Origin of the sequence: Catenuloplanes nepalensis (assembly GCF_030811575.1) — a bacterium.
In the GTDB taxonomy this organism is placed as follows: domain Bacteria; phylum Actinomycetota; class Actinomycetes; order Mycobacteriales; family Micromonosporaceae; genus Catenuloplanes; species Catenuloplanes nepalensis.
The window spans coordinates 1,124,549-1,138,769 of record NZ_JAUSRA010000001.1; the positions used below are offsets into that span (position 1 = coordinate 1,124,549).

The 14,221-nt window shown below is 65.3% G+C and carries 13 protein-coding genes, 1 tRNA gene and 2 pseudogenes; 6 read left to right on the top strand and 10 right to left on the bottom strand.

Annotation, left to right across the window (positions count from 1 at the left end; all coding sequences use genetic code 11):
* Window positions 1-270: 270 nt before the first annotated feature.
* Both J2S43_RS04715 and J2S43_RS04720 read right to left on the bottom strand, forming a co-directional pair.
* Window positions 271-822, bottom strand: a complete 552-nt coding sequence (locus J2S43_RS04715) for a hypothetical protein (protein WP_306827325.1) — start codon at window positions 820-822, stop codon at window positions 271-273.
* A gap of 80 nt (window positions 823-902) precedes the next feature.
* Window positions 903-1,181: a hypothetical protein gene (locus tag J2S43_RS04720; RefSeq protein WP_306839811.1), complete on the bottom strand. Its 279-nt coding sequence runs from the start codon at window positions 1,179-1,181 to the stop codon at window positions 903-905.
* Here J2S43_RS04720 and J2S43_RS04725 point away from each other — a divergent pair.
* Window positions 1,158-2,204 (top strand): IS630 family transposase, encoded by a 1,047-nt coding sequence (locus J2S43_RS04725; protein WP_306839199.1) that lies wholly within the window; start codon window positions 1,158-1,160, stop codon window positions 2,202-2,204. The two genes, J2S43_RS04720 and J2S43_RS04725, sit on opposite strands and share 24 nt — an antisense overlap.
* Before the next feature lie 157 nt (window positions 2,205-2,361).
* Here J2S43_RS04725 and J2S43_RS04730 read toward each other — a convergent pair whose 3' ends face one another.
* On the bottom strand, window positions 2,362-3,759 hold the full coding sequence (locus tag J2S43_RS04730; protein WP_306827326.1) for an IS1380 family transposase: 1,398 nt from the start codon (window positions 3,757-3,759) through the stop codon (window positions 2,362-2,364).
* 407 nt (window positions 3,760-4,166) lie between these two features.
* On the opposite strand from J2S43_RS04730, the gene J2S43_RS04735 reads away from it, so the two are divergent.
* The gene (locus J2S43_RS04735) at window positions 4,167-4,580 is read left to right on the top strand and encodes a hypothetical protein (RefSeq protein ID WP_306827327.1); all 414 of its coding nucleotides are present in this window, start codon (window positions 4,167-4,169) and stop codon (window positions 4,578-4,580) included.
* The gene (locus J2S43_RS04740; protein WP_306827328.1) at window positions 4,580-4,963 is read left to right on the top strand and encodes a hypothetical protein; all 384 of its coding nucleotides are present in this window, start codon (window positions 4,580-4,582) and stop codon (window positions 4,961-4,963) included. The genes J2S43_RS04735 and J2S43_RS04740 overlap by 1 nt, the downstream gene beginning before the upstream one ends.
* 67 nt (window positions 4,964-5,030) lie before the next feature.
* Here J2S43_RS04740 and J2S43_RS04745 read toward each other — a convergent pair whose 3' ends face one another.
* Window positions 5,031-6,068 carry a DUF4238 domain-containing protein gene (locus J2S43_RS04745; protein ID WP_306827329.1) on the bottom strand — a complete coding sequence of 346 codons (1,038 nt, stop codon included), beginning with the start codon at window positions 6,066-6,068 and terminating at the stop codon, window positions 5,031-5,033.
* A 304-nt stretch (window positions 6,069-6,372) separates the two neighbouring features.
* Between J2S43_RS04745 and J2S43_RS42430 the strand changes: the two are divergent.
* A pseudogene (locus J2S43_RS42430) lies at window positions 6,373-6,546 on the top strand (YrrC family ATP-dependent DNA helicase); the annotation flags it as partial.
* Between the two features lie 6 nt (window positions 6,547-6,552).
* On the opposite strand, the gene J2S43_RS04750 reads toward J2S43_RS42430, so the two are convergent.
* Complete coding sequence (locus J2S43_RS04750; protein ID WP_306827308.1) at window positions 6,553-8,046, bottom strand: IS4 family transposase; 1,494 nt, start codon at window positions 8,044-8,046, stop codon at window positions 6,553-6,555.
* A gap of 134 nt (window positions 8,047-8,180) precedes the next feature.
* Between J2S43_RS04750 and recD2 the strand changes: the two are divergent.
* A pseudogene (recD2, locus tag J2S43_RS04755) lies at window positions 8,181-10,238 on the top strand (SF1B family DNA helicase RecD2); the annotation flags it as partial.
* A gap of 387 nt (window positions 10,239-10,625) precedes the next feature.
* Here recD2 and J2S43_RS04760 read toward each other — a convergent pair.
* Window positions 10,626-10,754, bottom strand: a tRNA-OTHER gene (locus J2S43_RS04760).
* Window positions 10,755-10,984: 230 nt separating this feature from the next.
* Window positions 10,985-11,206, bottom strand: a complete 222-nt coding sequence (locus tag J2S43_RS04765) for a hypothetical protein (protein ID WP_306827330.1) — start codon at window positions 11,204-11,206, stop codon at window positions 10,985-10,987.
* Between the two features lie 374 nt (window positions 11,207-11,580).
* On the opposite strand from J2S43_RS04765, the gene J2S43_RS04770 reads away from it, so the two are divergent.
* Window positions 11,581-12,411 carry a hypothetical protein gene (locus J2S43_RS04770; RefSeq protein WP_306827331.1) on the top strand — a complete coding sequence of 277 codons (831 nt, stop codon included), beginning with the start codon at window positions 11,581-11,583 and terminating at the stop codon, window positions 12,409-12,411.
* A gap of 207 nt (window positions 12,412-12,618) precedes the next feature.
* On the opposite strand, the gene J2S43_RS04775 is transcribed toward J2S43_RS04770, so the two are convergent.
* The 3 genes from J2S43_RS04775 to J2S43_RS04785 all read right to left on the bottom strand — a co-directional run bounded on the left by J2S43_RS04775 (window position 12,619) and on the right by J2S43_RS04785 (window position 14,217).
* Window positions 12,619-12,966 (bottom strand): tyrosine-type recombinase/integrase, encoded by a 348-nt coding sequence (locus tag J2S43_RS04775; protein ID WP_306827332.1) that lies wholly within the window; start codon window positions 12,964-12,966, stop codon window positions 12,619-12,621.
* Window positions 12,967-13,240: 274 nt separating this feature from the next.
* On the bottom strand, window positions 13,241-14,017 hold the full coding sequence (gene istB / locus J2S43_RS04780) for an IS21-like element helper ATPase IstB (protein ID WP_306827333.1): 777 nt from the start codon (window positions 14,015-14,017) through the stop codon (window positions 13,241-13,243).
* Window positions 14,014-14,217 (bottom strand): hypothetical protein, encoded by a 204-nt coding sequence (locus J2S43_RS04785; RefSeq protein WP_306827334.1) that lies wholly within the window; start codon window positions 14,215-14,217, stop codon window positions 14,014-14,016. The genes istB and J2S43_RS04785 overlap by 4 nt, the downstream gene beginning before the upstream one ends.
* Window positions 14,218-14,221 lie beyond the last annotated feature (4 nt).

A 14,221-nucleotide genomic window follows, 5' to 3' on the forward strand; every position in this document is an offset into this window, starting at 1 on the left:
GCGGCAGAGTGGGCCTCGGGCTTGCGGAGCAAGGCGCACACGACGAGCGGCCGGTTCTGTCGACGTCGGAGGTGCGCGGTGGCGGTCGAGGTCAGGTCGACCGCGTTGCCCGGATTCGCCTGTGCGACATGGGGTGCCCCGCAGATTCCGGACAGCTTCACAACGGCTAACTTCTGGTGCGAGCAACCCAAGCAGCAGCCCTCACAGTCGTAGTTGCAGCCGCCCGTGGTCACGGCGCCCCCATGACCACGGGCGCCACTACGAGCGGCGTCACTGCGCAGTACCGGTGACAGCGCCACGGACAAGGCCGTGTTCATCGTCCTGGACGACCCCGAAAAACCGTCCGGACCCCACAATGTCGTTCTCAAGCTCGTCGACAAGCTGCCCGGCCGCCTCATGGCCGCTGACCTGGCTGAAGTCGTAGACCCGGCCTAGGGTACGGACGGTCAGTCCGTACGTCGCGGCACGTGCGACCTTCATACCGATGTCGAGCTTCCGCCACTGAACGTATTTGGCGGGATCATCGTCCGGTGAGACGACTGGGGCGCTCCGCAGGGGCCGCGCCGGTGGTCGTCCGTGACCCTGGTCCTCCACCGCAGCGGGAACGAGCTTCGTGGAGGACGCGGAAAGCGAGTGCGAGTTCTTCTCGGTGACGCGGCGCAAGGCGGCCGCGGGGGCGGAGCACGGGCCGGTCTGCGCGGTCGGGCTCTGTGGCGTCGTCGCGCCGCCGCCACGGCGTGGCCGGGCGCGGGCGGATGGAGTTTCCTGGAGCCGGCGGAGCCCGGCGATCCGCTCGTCGAGCGGCTTCTTGTTCTTCGGCACGGTCGTCTCCTGCTCTCCCGCCGAGTGGTGCGGGGGACGGGGGCCGTGGCTTCGCGTACCCCGCCCCATCGGCTGCCGGCTCAGGCCTGACGCGGCGGTTGCGGGCCGGCGGTCTGGTCATTGGACTCGAGCTGGCCGACGAGCGCCCACGAGATCAGCGTGGTGATCAGGCCGAAGCTGCTGAAGGGGAGCAAGGTCGGCACGGTGGCGAAGACCAAGCTCTCCGGCGGGGGACGGATCGTCAAGCTCTGGCCTACTCCCACACCGCCGCATATCAGCAGGTCATCCGCGCCCGCATCGTCCGCGACGCCGCGCACGGCTACTCCAACAACAAGATCGCCGCCCGCAGGCACGTGCACGTCGACACCGTGCGCTATTGGCGCGGCCGGTATGCCGACGAGGGCCTGCCCGGACTGACCGACCGCAAACGTTCCGGCCGGCCCGCCCGGTTCACTCCCGGGCAAGTCGCCGAGGTCAAAGCCCTGGCCTGCCAACTGCCGGCCGAGACCGGGGTGCCGCTGTCACGGTGGAGTTGCCCGGACCTGGCCTGCGAGGCCGTGGCCCGGGGCCTCGTGCCGGCGATCTCCGCGTCCACGATCCGGCGGATCCTGGCCGCCGACACGCTCAAGCCATGGCAGTACCAGTCCTGGATCTTCATCCGCGACCCCGACTTCGCCGTCAAGGCCACCCGCGTTCTCGGCCTCTACGCCCGCACCTACCAGGGCATCGAGCTCGACCCGGACGAGTACGTGATCTCCAGCGACGAGAAGACCAGCATCCAGGCCCGCTGCCGCTGCCACCCGACCTTGGCACCGGGTGTCGCCCGGATGATGCGGGTCAACCACGAATACGACCGCGGCGGTGCCCTGGCCTACTTGGCCGCCTATGACGTCCACCAGGCCACAGTGTTCTCGCACTGCGCGGCCAAGACCGGGATCGTGCCGTTCATGACCCTGGCCGAAAAGGTCATGACCCAAGAGCCCTACGCGTCGGCGAAGCGGGTGTTCTGGGTGGTCGACAACGGCTCTTCGCACCGCGGCCAGGCCGCGATCGACCGCCTCGCGGAACGGTTCCCGAACGCCGTCATGATCCACACCCCGACCCACGCCTCGTGGCTGAACCAAATCGAGATCTATTTCTCGATCGTCGCGCGCAAGGTCGTCACACCCAACGACTTCACCAGCCTTGACCAGGTCGAAGACCGACTCACCGCCTTCGAGCAGCGCTACAACCAGACCGCCCGGCCCTTCAGATGGAAGTTCACCCCGGCCGACCTCGAGGACCTCATGGCCCGGATCGAGCGACACGAACAGAAAGAGCAGAACCCCCAACAACCTCCCGGCTGCGACAACCAGCCTGCCGCATCGGCCCCGGCCGCATAACCCCCGAAGGATTTACGACCTGGACCACTTAGATGTCAATCCATAGCCGTTGCTCGATGAGTCTGGTTTGCCCGTTTGTCGATATTTTGGGGGCATGTTGAGGGCCCGGCGCTTGGCCGGGTTCCTCCGTGTTGCTGGTCGTGGCGTGGGCTGCGGGTCAGCCGGTGGGTCGGGGTAGTGCGGCGAGGCGGCTGAATGCGCTGGTCAGGGCGTCGGTCCAGGGCCAGTCGGCGGCGATGGCGAGGCGGGTCCGGCGGGCGGTGCGGGTGAGTCGGGCGGCGACGTGTAGCAGCCGGTAGCGCAGTTTCTTGGGTTCGGCGGTGGCGAGGTCGCCGTCGAGGAGGAGGGTGCGGGTCCAGGCGAGGAGGTCGATGCCGGTCAGGGCGAGTTCGAGCCAGGCCTGGTTGATCGCAAAATGGCGGGACGGGAATCGGCCGAAGCCGGTGTTCTTCCCGGTCCGGATGCGGTCCTCGACCCGGGCGTGGGCGCGGTGGCGGGCTTCCAGGTGCTGGATGCTGCCGTTGCCGGGTGGGGTATCGGTGGCGACCATCTGATGCCGCCAGCCTTCGATGGTGTCGAACAGGGACAGTTGGGCGCCGGGGTGTGGTCGTTCCCGGCGGACGATGAAGCGGGTGCCGTCCGGCCAGCCGGTGGTGTCGAGCAGGCCGGTGATCTCGCAGACCTCGGCGTGGTCGCGCAGGTCACCGTCGGTGTCGATGGCCGGGACCCAGTCGGTCGCGGCCAGGATCGCTTCCCGGACGGGTGCGGTGATCGCGGCGCCGACGCTGAACCGGATGTCGTGGTGCTGCTCCCGCAGCGACCGGATGTGGGCCAGGAAGCCGTGCGTGGACCCGGCCGCGTCCGAGCGCAGCAGGAGCGGGGTCCCATGCCGGACGGCGTCGGGGATCTGGGCGAGGGCCTGGTCCAGGACGGTGATGTGATCGGCGGTCGTGTTCGACCCGGCCCGGCCCTCCCGCAGCAGACCGGCGAGGGCTTCACCGGTGTTGTCCAGGAAACACAGCAGCGGATGGAACCCGAACGTCTTCTTCCAGGTCCGGGTCGCCGACTCCTTCTCCGAGTGACAGGCCACGATGGTCGCGTCGATGTCGAGGACCAACCCGTCGACCTGCCGGCCGGCGACCGCCGGTTGGGGCAGGTCACCGCGGGCCTCGGCGTGCTGGGCCCAGGCGACCTCGCGGGCCTGGGCGCGGGCGGCCCGGAGCACGGCCAGGGCCGGCTCGTCGAGTCGGGACAGCAGCCGCCACGCGGTCGGGTCGGACGCGACCGGCCCGAACAGCCCCTGCTGGTCCCGCAGCACCGCCAGGTCCGCGATGGCCTTCCCGCCGTCGGCGAGCATCACCGCGAGGTCGACGGCTATCCGGCCCGGGTCATGCCCGCGCTGCCGCTGCCGCAGCCCGGCGAGGGCATCACTGAACGCGCTGGTCAGACCGGTCGCGTCGGCCAGGTCGGTGAGCAGCCGGGTGCCGGCGTGACCGACCACGCCCCGCCCGCCGCCGGTCACCATGATCTTCGGACGTGTTGCGGTAGTCTGCACCCTGCAAGTGCCTTTCGTGACAGGAACTTTTGGACCCTCGACAAGTCCTATTTTCCCTGATCGGAAGGCACTTCTTCGTTTTTGTCCAGTCCTTGGACAGGCCCTTAACGAAGGGCCGAGGCTAGTTGGCACCCGGCTTGCATCCGACCGGCGTCGGATGCTCATCACCCTCGGTAGCACGAGGTTGATCGGTTCTTCGGGGAGGGCCCGCTATCTGCGGCATGATAGTAAATCTCGCCGAACGCAGACATCATTCAAGCAGTCCATAGGTCAGGCATTTGGCATAGCTGAGTGAATGACAAGATTGTCGTCCGCATCTCGTCAAACGCAATAGGCCTTAGAATTTTGAGCTGACGGTTATTATCGATCGCTAGGCGGGTTCCGAAGACTCGCGGTATGGTCTTCACATGCCTGAGCCGCACGATGAGCCTGTGCACCCCTATTTCGAGGTACTTCCCTACCTGAAGGGGGAAGATGCGCTTGATTGGTTCAGCCAGCTACCCGGCGGCAACCACATCCTCGATGCTCACTTTACGGCGTTGGGTGAAGTCTTTGGACCGAATTCTCCGTATCGCATCAGGGCTTCAGTAAATCCTTCCACGGGTGACCCACATGTTCTTATCTTTGAAGTGAATGGGCCTGTTGACGACGAACGCTCCTGGCAGGCTATGGAAGCCCTGCAGGAGCGGATCCTCGAACTGGAAGACAAGGCGAGGGAAGAGCTTCGGATGGAAGAACCCTTCAAGAGGATCGTGGTCAGTCTCGGCGGCGCACCGTCCAACTGGAACATGCTGTCTCGCACTTTGGAAGAAGGCGACTGATGTTTACCTGGCGTCTGTTGCTGCGAATAGCTTTTCGCATGCTGAACTCGACCCAAGCGGAGCCCGAGCATCGTTCCGCTATCAACCGCGCGTACTATGCTGCACTTGGCGAAGCTCGCGAATACGCGAAAATGCACGGGTTGTCAATGGTGAGCCAGCGGTCATCGCATGAGCAAGTTTGGCAATACTTACGAGCTGGAAAATCGTCTTCTCATATTGGACACAGGGCGGCAGCGAAAGCCATTGGCGACATGGGGATAACCCTCCGATCCCTACGCGTACAAGCCGATTATTTTATCAATCAGCCGCCTACTGAAGAGGACGCCAAGCGCTCGGTTTCCATGGCGGAGCAGATCATAAGGAGAATCCACTCGCTGCCGTGAGTCGTACTCTCATCGGCATGTCCGGGAGCCGGCCGGGGCACACGGCTGGTTTGATGGTGTCGCGACGCTACTTACGATCCGGCTTGCGCCGCCGCGCGGTCTTCCGATTCTTGAGCGGCTTGTTGGCCCCATCGGGCAGTATCACATCTGCCGGGGCGGTCACCTCAAAGAGTGGTGTGTCGACAAGGCGCTCGGCATCGATATCCGGCTGTCCTGGGTAGAGGAAGATGTTTTGGTATGCACTGTGGGTCGAGTGCGCGTTCACTGTTTCCGCAGTTGAAATCGGGGCCGTGAATCGCGCTGGAACCGACTGCGGCTCCAAGGCCAGGATAAGCAGCATGGACGGGTTGAGCGGGAACCAGACCTCGTCCGCGTCAAGCATCCCGTAGCCTCGAAGCGGACTGGGGTTGCTCTTGTAAACTATTACCGGTTCATCACAGGTGATGAGGACCGGCTCGTCGAAAACACTGAGATACCAGTGCCGGCGCATGAGGCGCGGGAAGATGGCCTGCGCCAGTTCGCCCATCATGCGGATATGGTCGTTCGGGTCCGGAACGAACTCATATTCGTCCAGGTTCGCGACGAGGTCTTCCATCTCGGCAATCTGATCCGGGCTTACTTGCCCGAATTGCTCTTCGAGCATGGCCTTGATGGCGTCTCTGCTAAGTCCCGAATACTGGACCTTAATATAGAAGTCGGCATGGGTTTCGATTTCTCGGCGTCGGCGCCTGCCCCGCACCTTTTGGAAGGCGATGAAGGTGGCGATCGCGTACATGTCGTCCGGTGGCGGTGGGAACTGGCCGAAGGTCGGGTGCGTGATCCTGCCAATCGCGGCGGAGGCGTCGGCTTCGATGACCCCCAGCACTTGCTCCATGTGGCCAGCCGGGTTGCCGTCGAGATCGATGTAGGTGTAGAAGTCGGTCTCGGCGCTGGCCGTCTTGGGGACAGTTCTATATCGGCGACCTCCCGGCTTTTCGACAACGTCGATGTGCCCGTCGGCGTCTGCCCAATATTCGAGGTAGAAGCGAGGCACAGTGTGGTGCCTTGCGCCCACGAAGTGGTTCGGGTCACCCGGGATAGGCCACTCATCAGCGATGTTCGCCATATCCTCGTCATCTCCAGTCCAGCAAAATATGAATCGGCGGCACCAAATTCACAGAGAGTCAAGTCGCGCATCGCCTCGAACAACGTCGAGGATGCCTCTCGATGGGCGTCGTGAGCAACCCGTTTACGCCCGGCGGTGGCGCTCCCGGCGCAGCCTACGCTCTCCAAGCTCCTAGGTCTGCAATCGGTTTCCGCATTCATATACCAGATCTGACGCACTGTCATCGGCATGTCCGGAACCCCGGGTCATGCTTGTGGGGTGATTGGTTGCTGGATCTTGGTGTCGAGGCGTCGCGAACGGCACGATGGTGTGCGTGTCTACTGCTGTGTCTTCTCGCCCGTCCCCGCATGTCCTCGAAGCGGTGCTGGAACGGCTGACCTATGTCAACGAAGAGACCGGTTACACCATCGCCCGGGTCGCGACCGGCCGTGGTTCGGATCTGCTGACCGTGGTTGGTGCCCTGCTGGGGGCGCAACCCACTGACCTAAACTTTGGCCGTTTTGGTGGTTGTGGGTAGTTCTGGCGGGTTGATGGTTATCTCGTACGTGACGTTGCGGGTACGTTCTGTTTCACGTTGAGCGGGTGTTCGTGGTCCGCTGCGTTGTCGGTGGTGGCGTGTGAGGGGCTGGCTGGCGATAGCGGCGACCAGTGCGGTGGCCGGGTGGGGATCGTGGTGTCCGCAGTTGACGCAGGGGCCGCGGTCGGCGGCGAGCAGGTTGCGGGTCAGGGCGAGTACGGCGGTGAAGCTGATCGCGTCTGGGTCGATGTTCAGATCGGTTGCGGTGGTAACGGCGAGGCGTACGAGGGCGTTGTAGACCGTGAGCAGGGCCCAGAGTTCCTGGTAGGCCAGTTCTGGGGCCTGCCCGCGCAGGCGGGTGCCGGGCTCGCGGAGCGTGACCTTCAATCGTGCGTAGGTCAGTTCGATCTGCCAGCGTTCGGCATACAGTGCGGCGATCTGATCGGCGGGGTAGCGGTGGTGGTCGAGCAGGGTGGTCAACACCCGATACCGGCTGGTCTTGATCGGTCGGCCGCTGCGGTCGCGGCTGGTCACGGTGAACTCGACCAGCCGGGTGAGTACTGGTTGCAGCCGGGGCAGGCTCTTGTCGCCGCAGGTTTTGCGGCGCCGGGCGAGCATCTGGTCGGACTCGTGCAGCATCACCCGGGCGGAGGCGTCGGGCAGTGTCTTGTCCAGGCGGGCGGGCAGGCTCCGGGCGCCGTTCTTGACCCGCCACACCAGGTGCGCTCCGGTCGTGGACGCGCGGACCCAGCGGTCCATCGAGAAGAACCCGCGATCGGCCAGGTTGATCGTGCCCGGCCGCAGCTCGCTGATCAGCGAGTCGGCCAGGACCTGTTCGCTGACACCGGACGAGCCGATCCGGGCCGCTTGGATCCATCGGTTGCCGCAGGTCACCAGAGCGACCATCCGGGCCTGCGGGAACCGGCCTCCGGCCGGGGTGGTGAACCGCTCGCGCATCGCGGCCGTGTCGGCCAGGTCGAACACGGTGCCGTCGATCGCGGTCGCCAGCAGACCGAACGCGTACGACTCGGTTCCCGCCGGCGGCATATCGGCTGCGGCGGCGGCGAACAGTCGTTGCCACACCGCGGCCGGCACCCGGGCGCGAGCCTTGGACACCGCCGGCCCGCTCGGGGTGCCCTCTACCCGGACCCGCGGGATCGGTGCGGTAACCCGGGCGGTCACCACATCGACGCTTTCCCGGCGGAACAGGCACAATCCGAGCACGATCATCGCGGTGACCGCGCCGGTCAGCACCCGCCGGCGGCCATCGACATGCCCGGCCTCGGCCTGTGCCCGCTCGATCAGTTCCGGCTCCGCCAGGACCGGCCACAACCGGCCGGTCACCCGCTCGTCCAGCACGCCGAACCCGGCCGGGCCGGCGATCACCGCCGACCGCAACGCCTCCCGCTGATCAGCGGGCTGTCGCACCACGCCGGCGGACACCATGGCAGAATCGGCCACCGAAGCTCCTGGTTGGAACATGTTGATCTAGTCAATCCCATGTCCTATCAGGAGCTTCTTCATATCTCGCACCCGGCCCACCAGCGGCCGAAAAAGGACTATTGACCACCAAACGGTCTTGAGTTTAGGTCAGTGGGGCGCAACCTGGTGAGAGCTTGCGGTTGCAGGGTTGGTGGTCGTCGCATCCGCAGTACGGCCGCCAGTTCGAGGTCGTCTCCTACGCCACCGTGCTCCCGGCCACGATCCAGGGAATCCGCCGCTACCTGGGTTCCGGGCTGATCAAGGGCATCGGGCCGGTGTTCGCCGAGCGGATCGTCGAGCATTTCGGGCTGGACACGCTGCAGATCATCGAGGACGAGGCCGGCCGGCTGGTAGAGGTACCGGGGTTGGGTCCGAAACGGACGGCGAAGATCACGGCCGCGTGGGCGGAGCAGAAGGCCATCAAAGAGGTGATGGTGTTCTTGCAAGGCGTGGGGGTGTCCACCTCGATCGCGGTGCGGATATACAAGAAGTACGGCGACGCCTCGATCAGCATCGTGAAGAACGAGCCGTACCGGCTGGCCGCCGACGTGTGGGGGATCGGGTTCAAAACCGCTGACACGATCGCTCAGGCCGTAGGGATTCCGCACGACAGCCCGCAGCGGGTCATGGCGGGTTTGCAGTACACGTTGTCGCAGGCCACCGACAACGGCCACTGCTACCTTCCCGCCTCGCAACTGGTCGCCGACGCGGTGAAGATCCTCGACGTACCCGCCGAGCTGACCATCCGCTGCCTCGACGATCTCGTAGGTGAGGAAGGCGTCGTCCGCGAGCAGCTCCCCGGTGCGGACGGTCCGGTCCCGGCGATCTACCTGGTGCCGTTTCACCGCGCCGAACAATCCCTGGCCGGTTCGGTGCTGCGGCTACTGAGCGACCGCACGGACCGGATGGCCCAGTTCGTCGGTGTCGATTGGGACAAAGCATTGGCCTGGTTGAAGGCACGCACCGGTACCGACCTGGCACCGGAACAGGAGCAGGCTGTGCGGTTGGCGCTGACGTCGAAAGTTGCCGTGCTCACCGGCGGCCCCGGCTGCGGGAAAAGCTTCACCGTGCGCTCCATCGTCGAGCTTGCCGCCGCGAAGAAAGCGAAGATCCTGCTCGTCGCGCCGACCGGGCGGGCCGCGAAACGTCTCGCCGAACTGACCGGCCAACCGGCCGCGACGGTGCACCGGCTGCTGAAGCTGCAGCCCGGCGGGGAACCCACCTACGACCGGGACACCCCTCTCGACGTTGACCTGCTGGTGGTGGACGAGGCGTCGATGCTCGATCTGATCCTGGCCAACAAACTGATCAAAGCAGTCCCGCCCGGGGCGCACCTGCTGCTGGTCGGGGATGTCGACCAACTTCCCTCCGTCGGCGCCGGGGAGGTACTACGGGATCTGCTCGCCGCAGACACGGTTCCCCGGGTGCGACTGACTCAGGTGTTTCGGCAGGCGGCCGACTCCGGGGTGGTTAGTAACGCCCACCGGATCAACGCCGGCCGACCCCCGATCCTGCGGGGCATGAGCGACTTCTTCCTCTTCCCATGCGACGACACCGAAGCCACCGCCGCCCTGACCGTCGACGTCGCATGCGCGCGCATCGCTAAACGCTTCGGGCTCGATCCGCGCCGTGACGTACAGGTTCTCGCCCCGATGCACCGCGGCCCCGCCGGAGCGGGTGCGCTGAACACGCTGTTGCAACAGCAACTCACCCCGGCGAGGGAAGGACTGCCAGAGCGCCGGGTCGGTGGACGGGTGTTCCGAATCGGCGACAAGGTCACCCAGGTCCGCAACAACTACGACAAGGGCGTGGCCGGGGTGTTCAACGGCACCGTTGGTGTCGTCACCGCCCTGTCCACCGACGATCAGAGCCTGACCGTGCGCACCGACGAAGACGAACTGGTCGACTACGACTTCGACGAACTCGACGAACTCGCCCACGCCTACGCGATGACGATCCACCGCTCGCAAGGCTCGGAGTACCCGGCGGTAGTCGTCCCGATCACCACCAGCGCATGGATGATGCTGCAACGCAACCTGCTCTACACCGCCATCACCAGAGCGAAAAAACTCGTCGTACTCGTCGGCTCCCGCCGGGCACTGGCCGCCGCCGTCCGTACGGTCAGTGCCGGCCGTCGCCACACCGCCCTCACCTACCGACTCAAGGCGTAAGTGACGTCACTTCAGGCTTGGCGCGGACAGACACCGCCTGGTCTGACTCGCGGGTGACGAGCACGATGGCGCGCTGACCGTTAACGTCGGGAGCCGTCGTGCCCGTCGCGGCTAGCGAAGGCGGCTTGCGCGATCAGTAGCCGTCCGATCGCCGGACGTTGGCAGCAACTGTGACGTGCCTTCGGCAGAGCGCCAACGGCGACAGACCGCCGCCGGATGGCCCCGGGCATAGGCATGGCCCCCGCTTACCCCCGAAAACCCCTGCAAAGCGGTGACCGTCGGTGACAGGCGTTGAAAGAGGGGAAGCTGGATCGTACTCCGGGTGCCGCCGGCCGGGTGCGCACTGCGCTGCCCGCCGCGCATTATCGGCGGCATGACAGTGCGTTGCGGGCCGAAGGGGATTTGAACCCCTGGTGAGGCAATGGCACGTCAGTGGCCCCACGCGCTTCCAAGTCGCCGTGCATACCCGGCTGCCAGCTCGTCGGCGCTGCAATAACCCGGCTCTGCCACCGGCCCGCCGCAGTATCACGGCAACGGCGCACATCCCCACCCGGATTACCTCGGTGCCTGGAGCACTATCGGCGGCAAATCAGTGCGTCCAACTAATCCAGCAACGCCCGTTCAGGCCCTTTGCCGCTGAAGGGCGAGCGCTGCCGTCAGGCGAGGCGGCGATCGGCTCTTAAGCGTCAACGGCATCACAGAGGCCCACCCGCGCCCGCGGTGGGCCTCTTCTTCTCCGCCGCGCGCTACAACTCGGTCGCGGTATCGCGCTGGTCCGGGTGGCGACGCCTGGCCCGGGCCGGGCCGAATACGCGGGCGGCCGCCGCCGCGACCAGTGCCGCGCCAACCGAAGTCAACCAGCTGGAGTCACGGGTGATTACAGCCATGATCAACAGGACGCCTGTCACAAGGACGGCAATGAACTCCCAGACGATCAAGTGTGGAGGTAGAGTCACGTTGACGAGCAAGGGTTGATCCTCTCGTTAGTCGAAGCCGTTGCGGGTTCTCTGGTTAGGGGGCCGCGGCGGCTTCCGCTTTTGCTGAACGGTCAGGGCTGGGTTCGCTGCCTACCGGTTCACATGTGATCACCTCCCTCCTCGTCGTTGTGGTACGAGAGTGCCCTGTTTTCCCAGTTCAATCCATCTGGGAGGACCGAGTCGGCCGAGAAAGTTCGCCTCTGCGACCCAGTATCAAAATGCGCGTACGAAGCGGCGAATCGATGTGCGAAAACTTGCCAACTAGTGGAAGTGCTGACGGCAAGTACCATGAATCCACATGCTAGATCTTGTGAATCGGTGAACAAGATCGACAAATCGCGAAAACCTGTGACGAGAGAAGATTCATGGCCGGTCAGACGCACAAAGCTGAGCTGGAGAAAGAGCTTTTTCGAGCGCTGACGCGCCTGTTCGCATCATGCGAGACGATCTCCACCGTGGCAGACCTTGCCCGAAAGGCCGGGTACACGCGCGGGCCGATCGACCGGGTCATGAAGGGCCGGCAGATACCTGACCCGAAGATGCTCGCCAGCATTGTCCGTCAGCTCACCGACGGCGATGAGAACAAGGTCCAGGAGCTCAAGGAACTCCGAACGCGGATCTTCGTCGACACGGAACCGGCCAGCACGTCTTCGGCGACCGAACCGTTACAGCGCGGCGAAGAGCAGCTGCGCGTTAGGTACTACGACGACACCACCAGCTTCTACACCGCGCTGCATAAGCGGCTGGAGACCGCCAGCAACGAAATCTGCGTCACCTACATCCGTGAAGATCCGCCCACGCGATATGCCAACGACGCGGCACGGGAGTACTTCGCCGATCTGATGACCTGGTCAACCGTCAACGGCCGTAGCGTGCTGCGTGTGATCGGACTTCCGATAACCGACGGTCAGCCCGACGGCGACTTCACCAGATGGCTCAGCGAGCACCTCGAGGAGACCCGGAGCATCTTTGGATACGGCGCCCGAGTCGTTCCCTGGAGCGTCACGTCTGACAACGTCAACATGGCCCTCATCGACGGCGTCACCACCTTCATCACGTTCTCCGGTATGAGCACCCAGCAGATCAGTGGCCTGAGCGCCGACAGCCAAGAGTTCTACCAGCGCTGGCGAGGCTTCTTCGATCAACTGTGGGGCGGCGGCCGGGAGCTGCGCCGGTCTATTCCCTGGCGCGGCTAACGCCACGAAGGGCCGCCGGCCGTCGCGCGTTACGTCCAGTCCCGCGTGCTGTACGCCCAGGATGCTTAGCAGTGGCCTCATTCTTTGAGGCGATCGGCTTCTGACTTGGCATGCTGCCCAACTCCCCCTCACCGCCGACGACCTCGGGTGAGCGTACGTGCTGGTTACCAACCATCCGCTCTTCGGCACAGTTGCGCGCTCGGACGATCAGGTGCCGGATGCCACGAAGGCGGCGAGGATGTAGTTGGGGTGCCGGTCGAGGTTCTTGCGGGCTCGGTCGTAGCGCATGGTCGTGCGCGGGTCGGCGTGTCGGGCGGCGATCTGGACGTCGCGGAGGCTGACGCCGGCGTCGAGCATGGTGGTCACGAACGTGTGCCTGAGCATGTGAGGGTGCATCCTCGCGACCCAGATCCCGGCCCTGTCGTCAGTCGGGATCTTCAGTCGGCGGGTCGCGGCGTGTCGGTCCATCCGGGCACCGTAGGTGTTACGCAGGATCGGACCGTGCTCGCGACCGTCGGCAGCTCTGTAGATCGCACGCGCTACCGCTGGCGGCAACGCCGCGGATCTTCAGTACGCGGTGGCCGTGTTCCTCGCCGAGGTTGCCGATGTTCGCGCCGCAGGCTTCGAAGATCCGCAACCCGAGTAGGCCCAGCATCGCGACCATGGCGAAGTCGTTGATGTTTCCCGAATAGGCGGGCTGCGGTGATCAGTGCTTCGAACTGCAGGTGCCCGAGCCCGAGCGTGGGTGATTCGGCAGTGTCGGCGCTCACGTAATTCCCCGGGGTCTGGCTCAGGTAATTCCCCAGGTGGTGGGCCCTCGGGTGTAGTTCTACTTGGTGTTGGTGGTGGTTGTCGAGCGGGGTCGGCCGGGGCGTTTGTTGGGTCGGTAGCTGGGTCCGTTCATGAAGATCTGGTGGCTGTTGTTGATCAGCCGGTCGAGCAGTGACTCGGCGACGACGGGGTTCGGGAACAGCGGATACCAGTCGGCGGGTGACCGGTTCGAGGTGGCGATCAGTGAACGGCCGGTCTGGGCGCGTTCGCTGATGAGTTCGTAGAGGTCGTCGGCTTGCTGCGCGGTGAGTTCTCGCATGGCGAAGTCGTCGAGGATCAGGAGAGCGGGCCGGGTGAGCTCGGCCAGGCGGCGGGGCCAGGTCCGGTCGGCGTGCCCGCCGGCGAGGTCGGCCAGGGCTCGGCTGGTCTTGAGGAACCGGACGTCGGCGCCGCGGCGGACGGCGAGATGCCCGAGTGCCTGGGCGATGTGGGTCTTGCCGACACCGACGGGCCCGTGCAGGACGACTGACTCACCGGCCTGCAGCCAGCGCAGAGCGGCCAGGTCGCGGATCTGCGCGGCGGGTAGTTTCGGGCTGGCGGCGAAGTCGAACTCCTCCAGGGTGGTGGCGTGCTCGAAGCGGGCCCGGTGGAGCCGGCGTTGCATGCCCATGTTCTCGCGGCGGGTGATTTCGTCGTGGCAGAGGACCTGCAGGAACTCCAGATGGCCGAGTTCGCCGGCCTGGGCCTGGGTCAGGCGGGCGTCGAGGGTGTGCAGCATGCCGGACAGCTTCAACGCGCGCAGGCTGTCACGCAGTGTGGTGTCGAGGATTGTCATCGGGTCTCTTTCGGCTGGTAGAGGAAGCCGCCGAGGCAGGTCATCAGGTGGGCCCAGTCGGTGCCCTCGGGGCGGGGGAAACCGTTGCGCTGCAACGCTTCGGCGATGTCGTGCAGTAGTCCGTAGGTGAACCGGGGGTCGGTGCCGCCGGGTGCCGGCAGCGGATAGACGCTCGGTGGCGTCGCGCCGGTGGGGGTCATGCCG

What these genes read in the sequence shown, in the direction of transcription:
- J2S43_RS04770 (WP_306827331.1), top strand. Translation starts at nt 11,581, where the DNA reads ATGGCCGGTCAGACGCACAAAGCTGAGCTGGAGAAAGAGCTTTTTCGA.
- J2S43_RS04745 (WP_306827329.1), bottom strand. Translation starts at nt 6,068, where the DNA reads ATGGCGAACATCGCTGATGAGTGGCCTATCCCGGGTGACCCGAACCAC.
- J2S43_RS04785 (WP_306827334.1), bottom strand. Translation starts at nt 14,217, where the DNA reads ATGACCCCCACCGGCGCGACGCCACCGAGCGTCTATCCGCTGCCGGCA.
- istB (WP_306827333.1), bottom strand. Translation starts at nt 14,017, where the DNA reads ATGACAATCCTCGACACCACACTGCGTGACAGCCTGCGCGCGTTGAAG.
- J2S43_RS04740 (WP_306827328.1), top strand. Translation starts at nt 4,580, where the DNA reads ATGTTTACCTGGCGTCTGTTGCTGCGAATAGCTTTTCGCATGCTGAAC.
- J2S43_RS04735 (WP_306827327.1), top strand. Translation starts at nt 4,167, where the DNA reads ATGCCTGAGCCGCACGATGAGCCTGTGCACCCCTATTTCGAGGTACTT.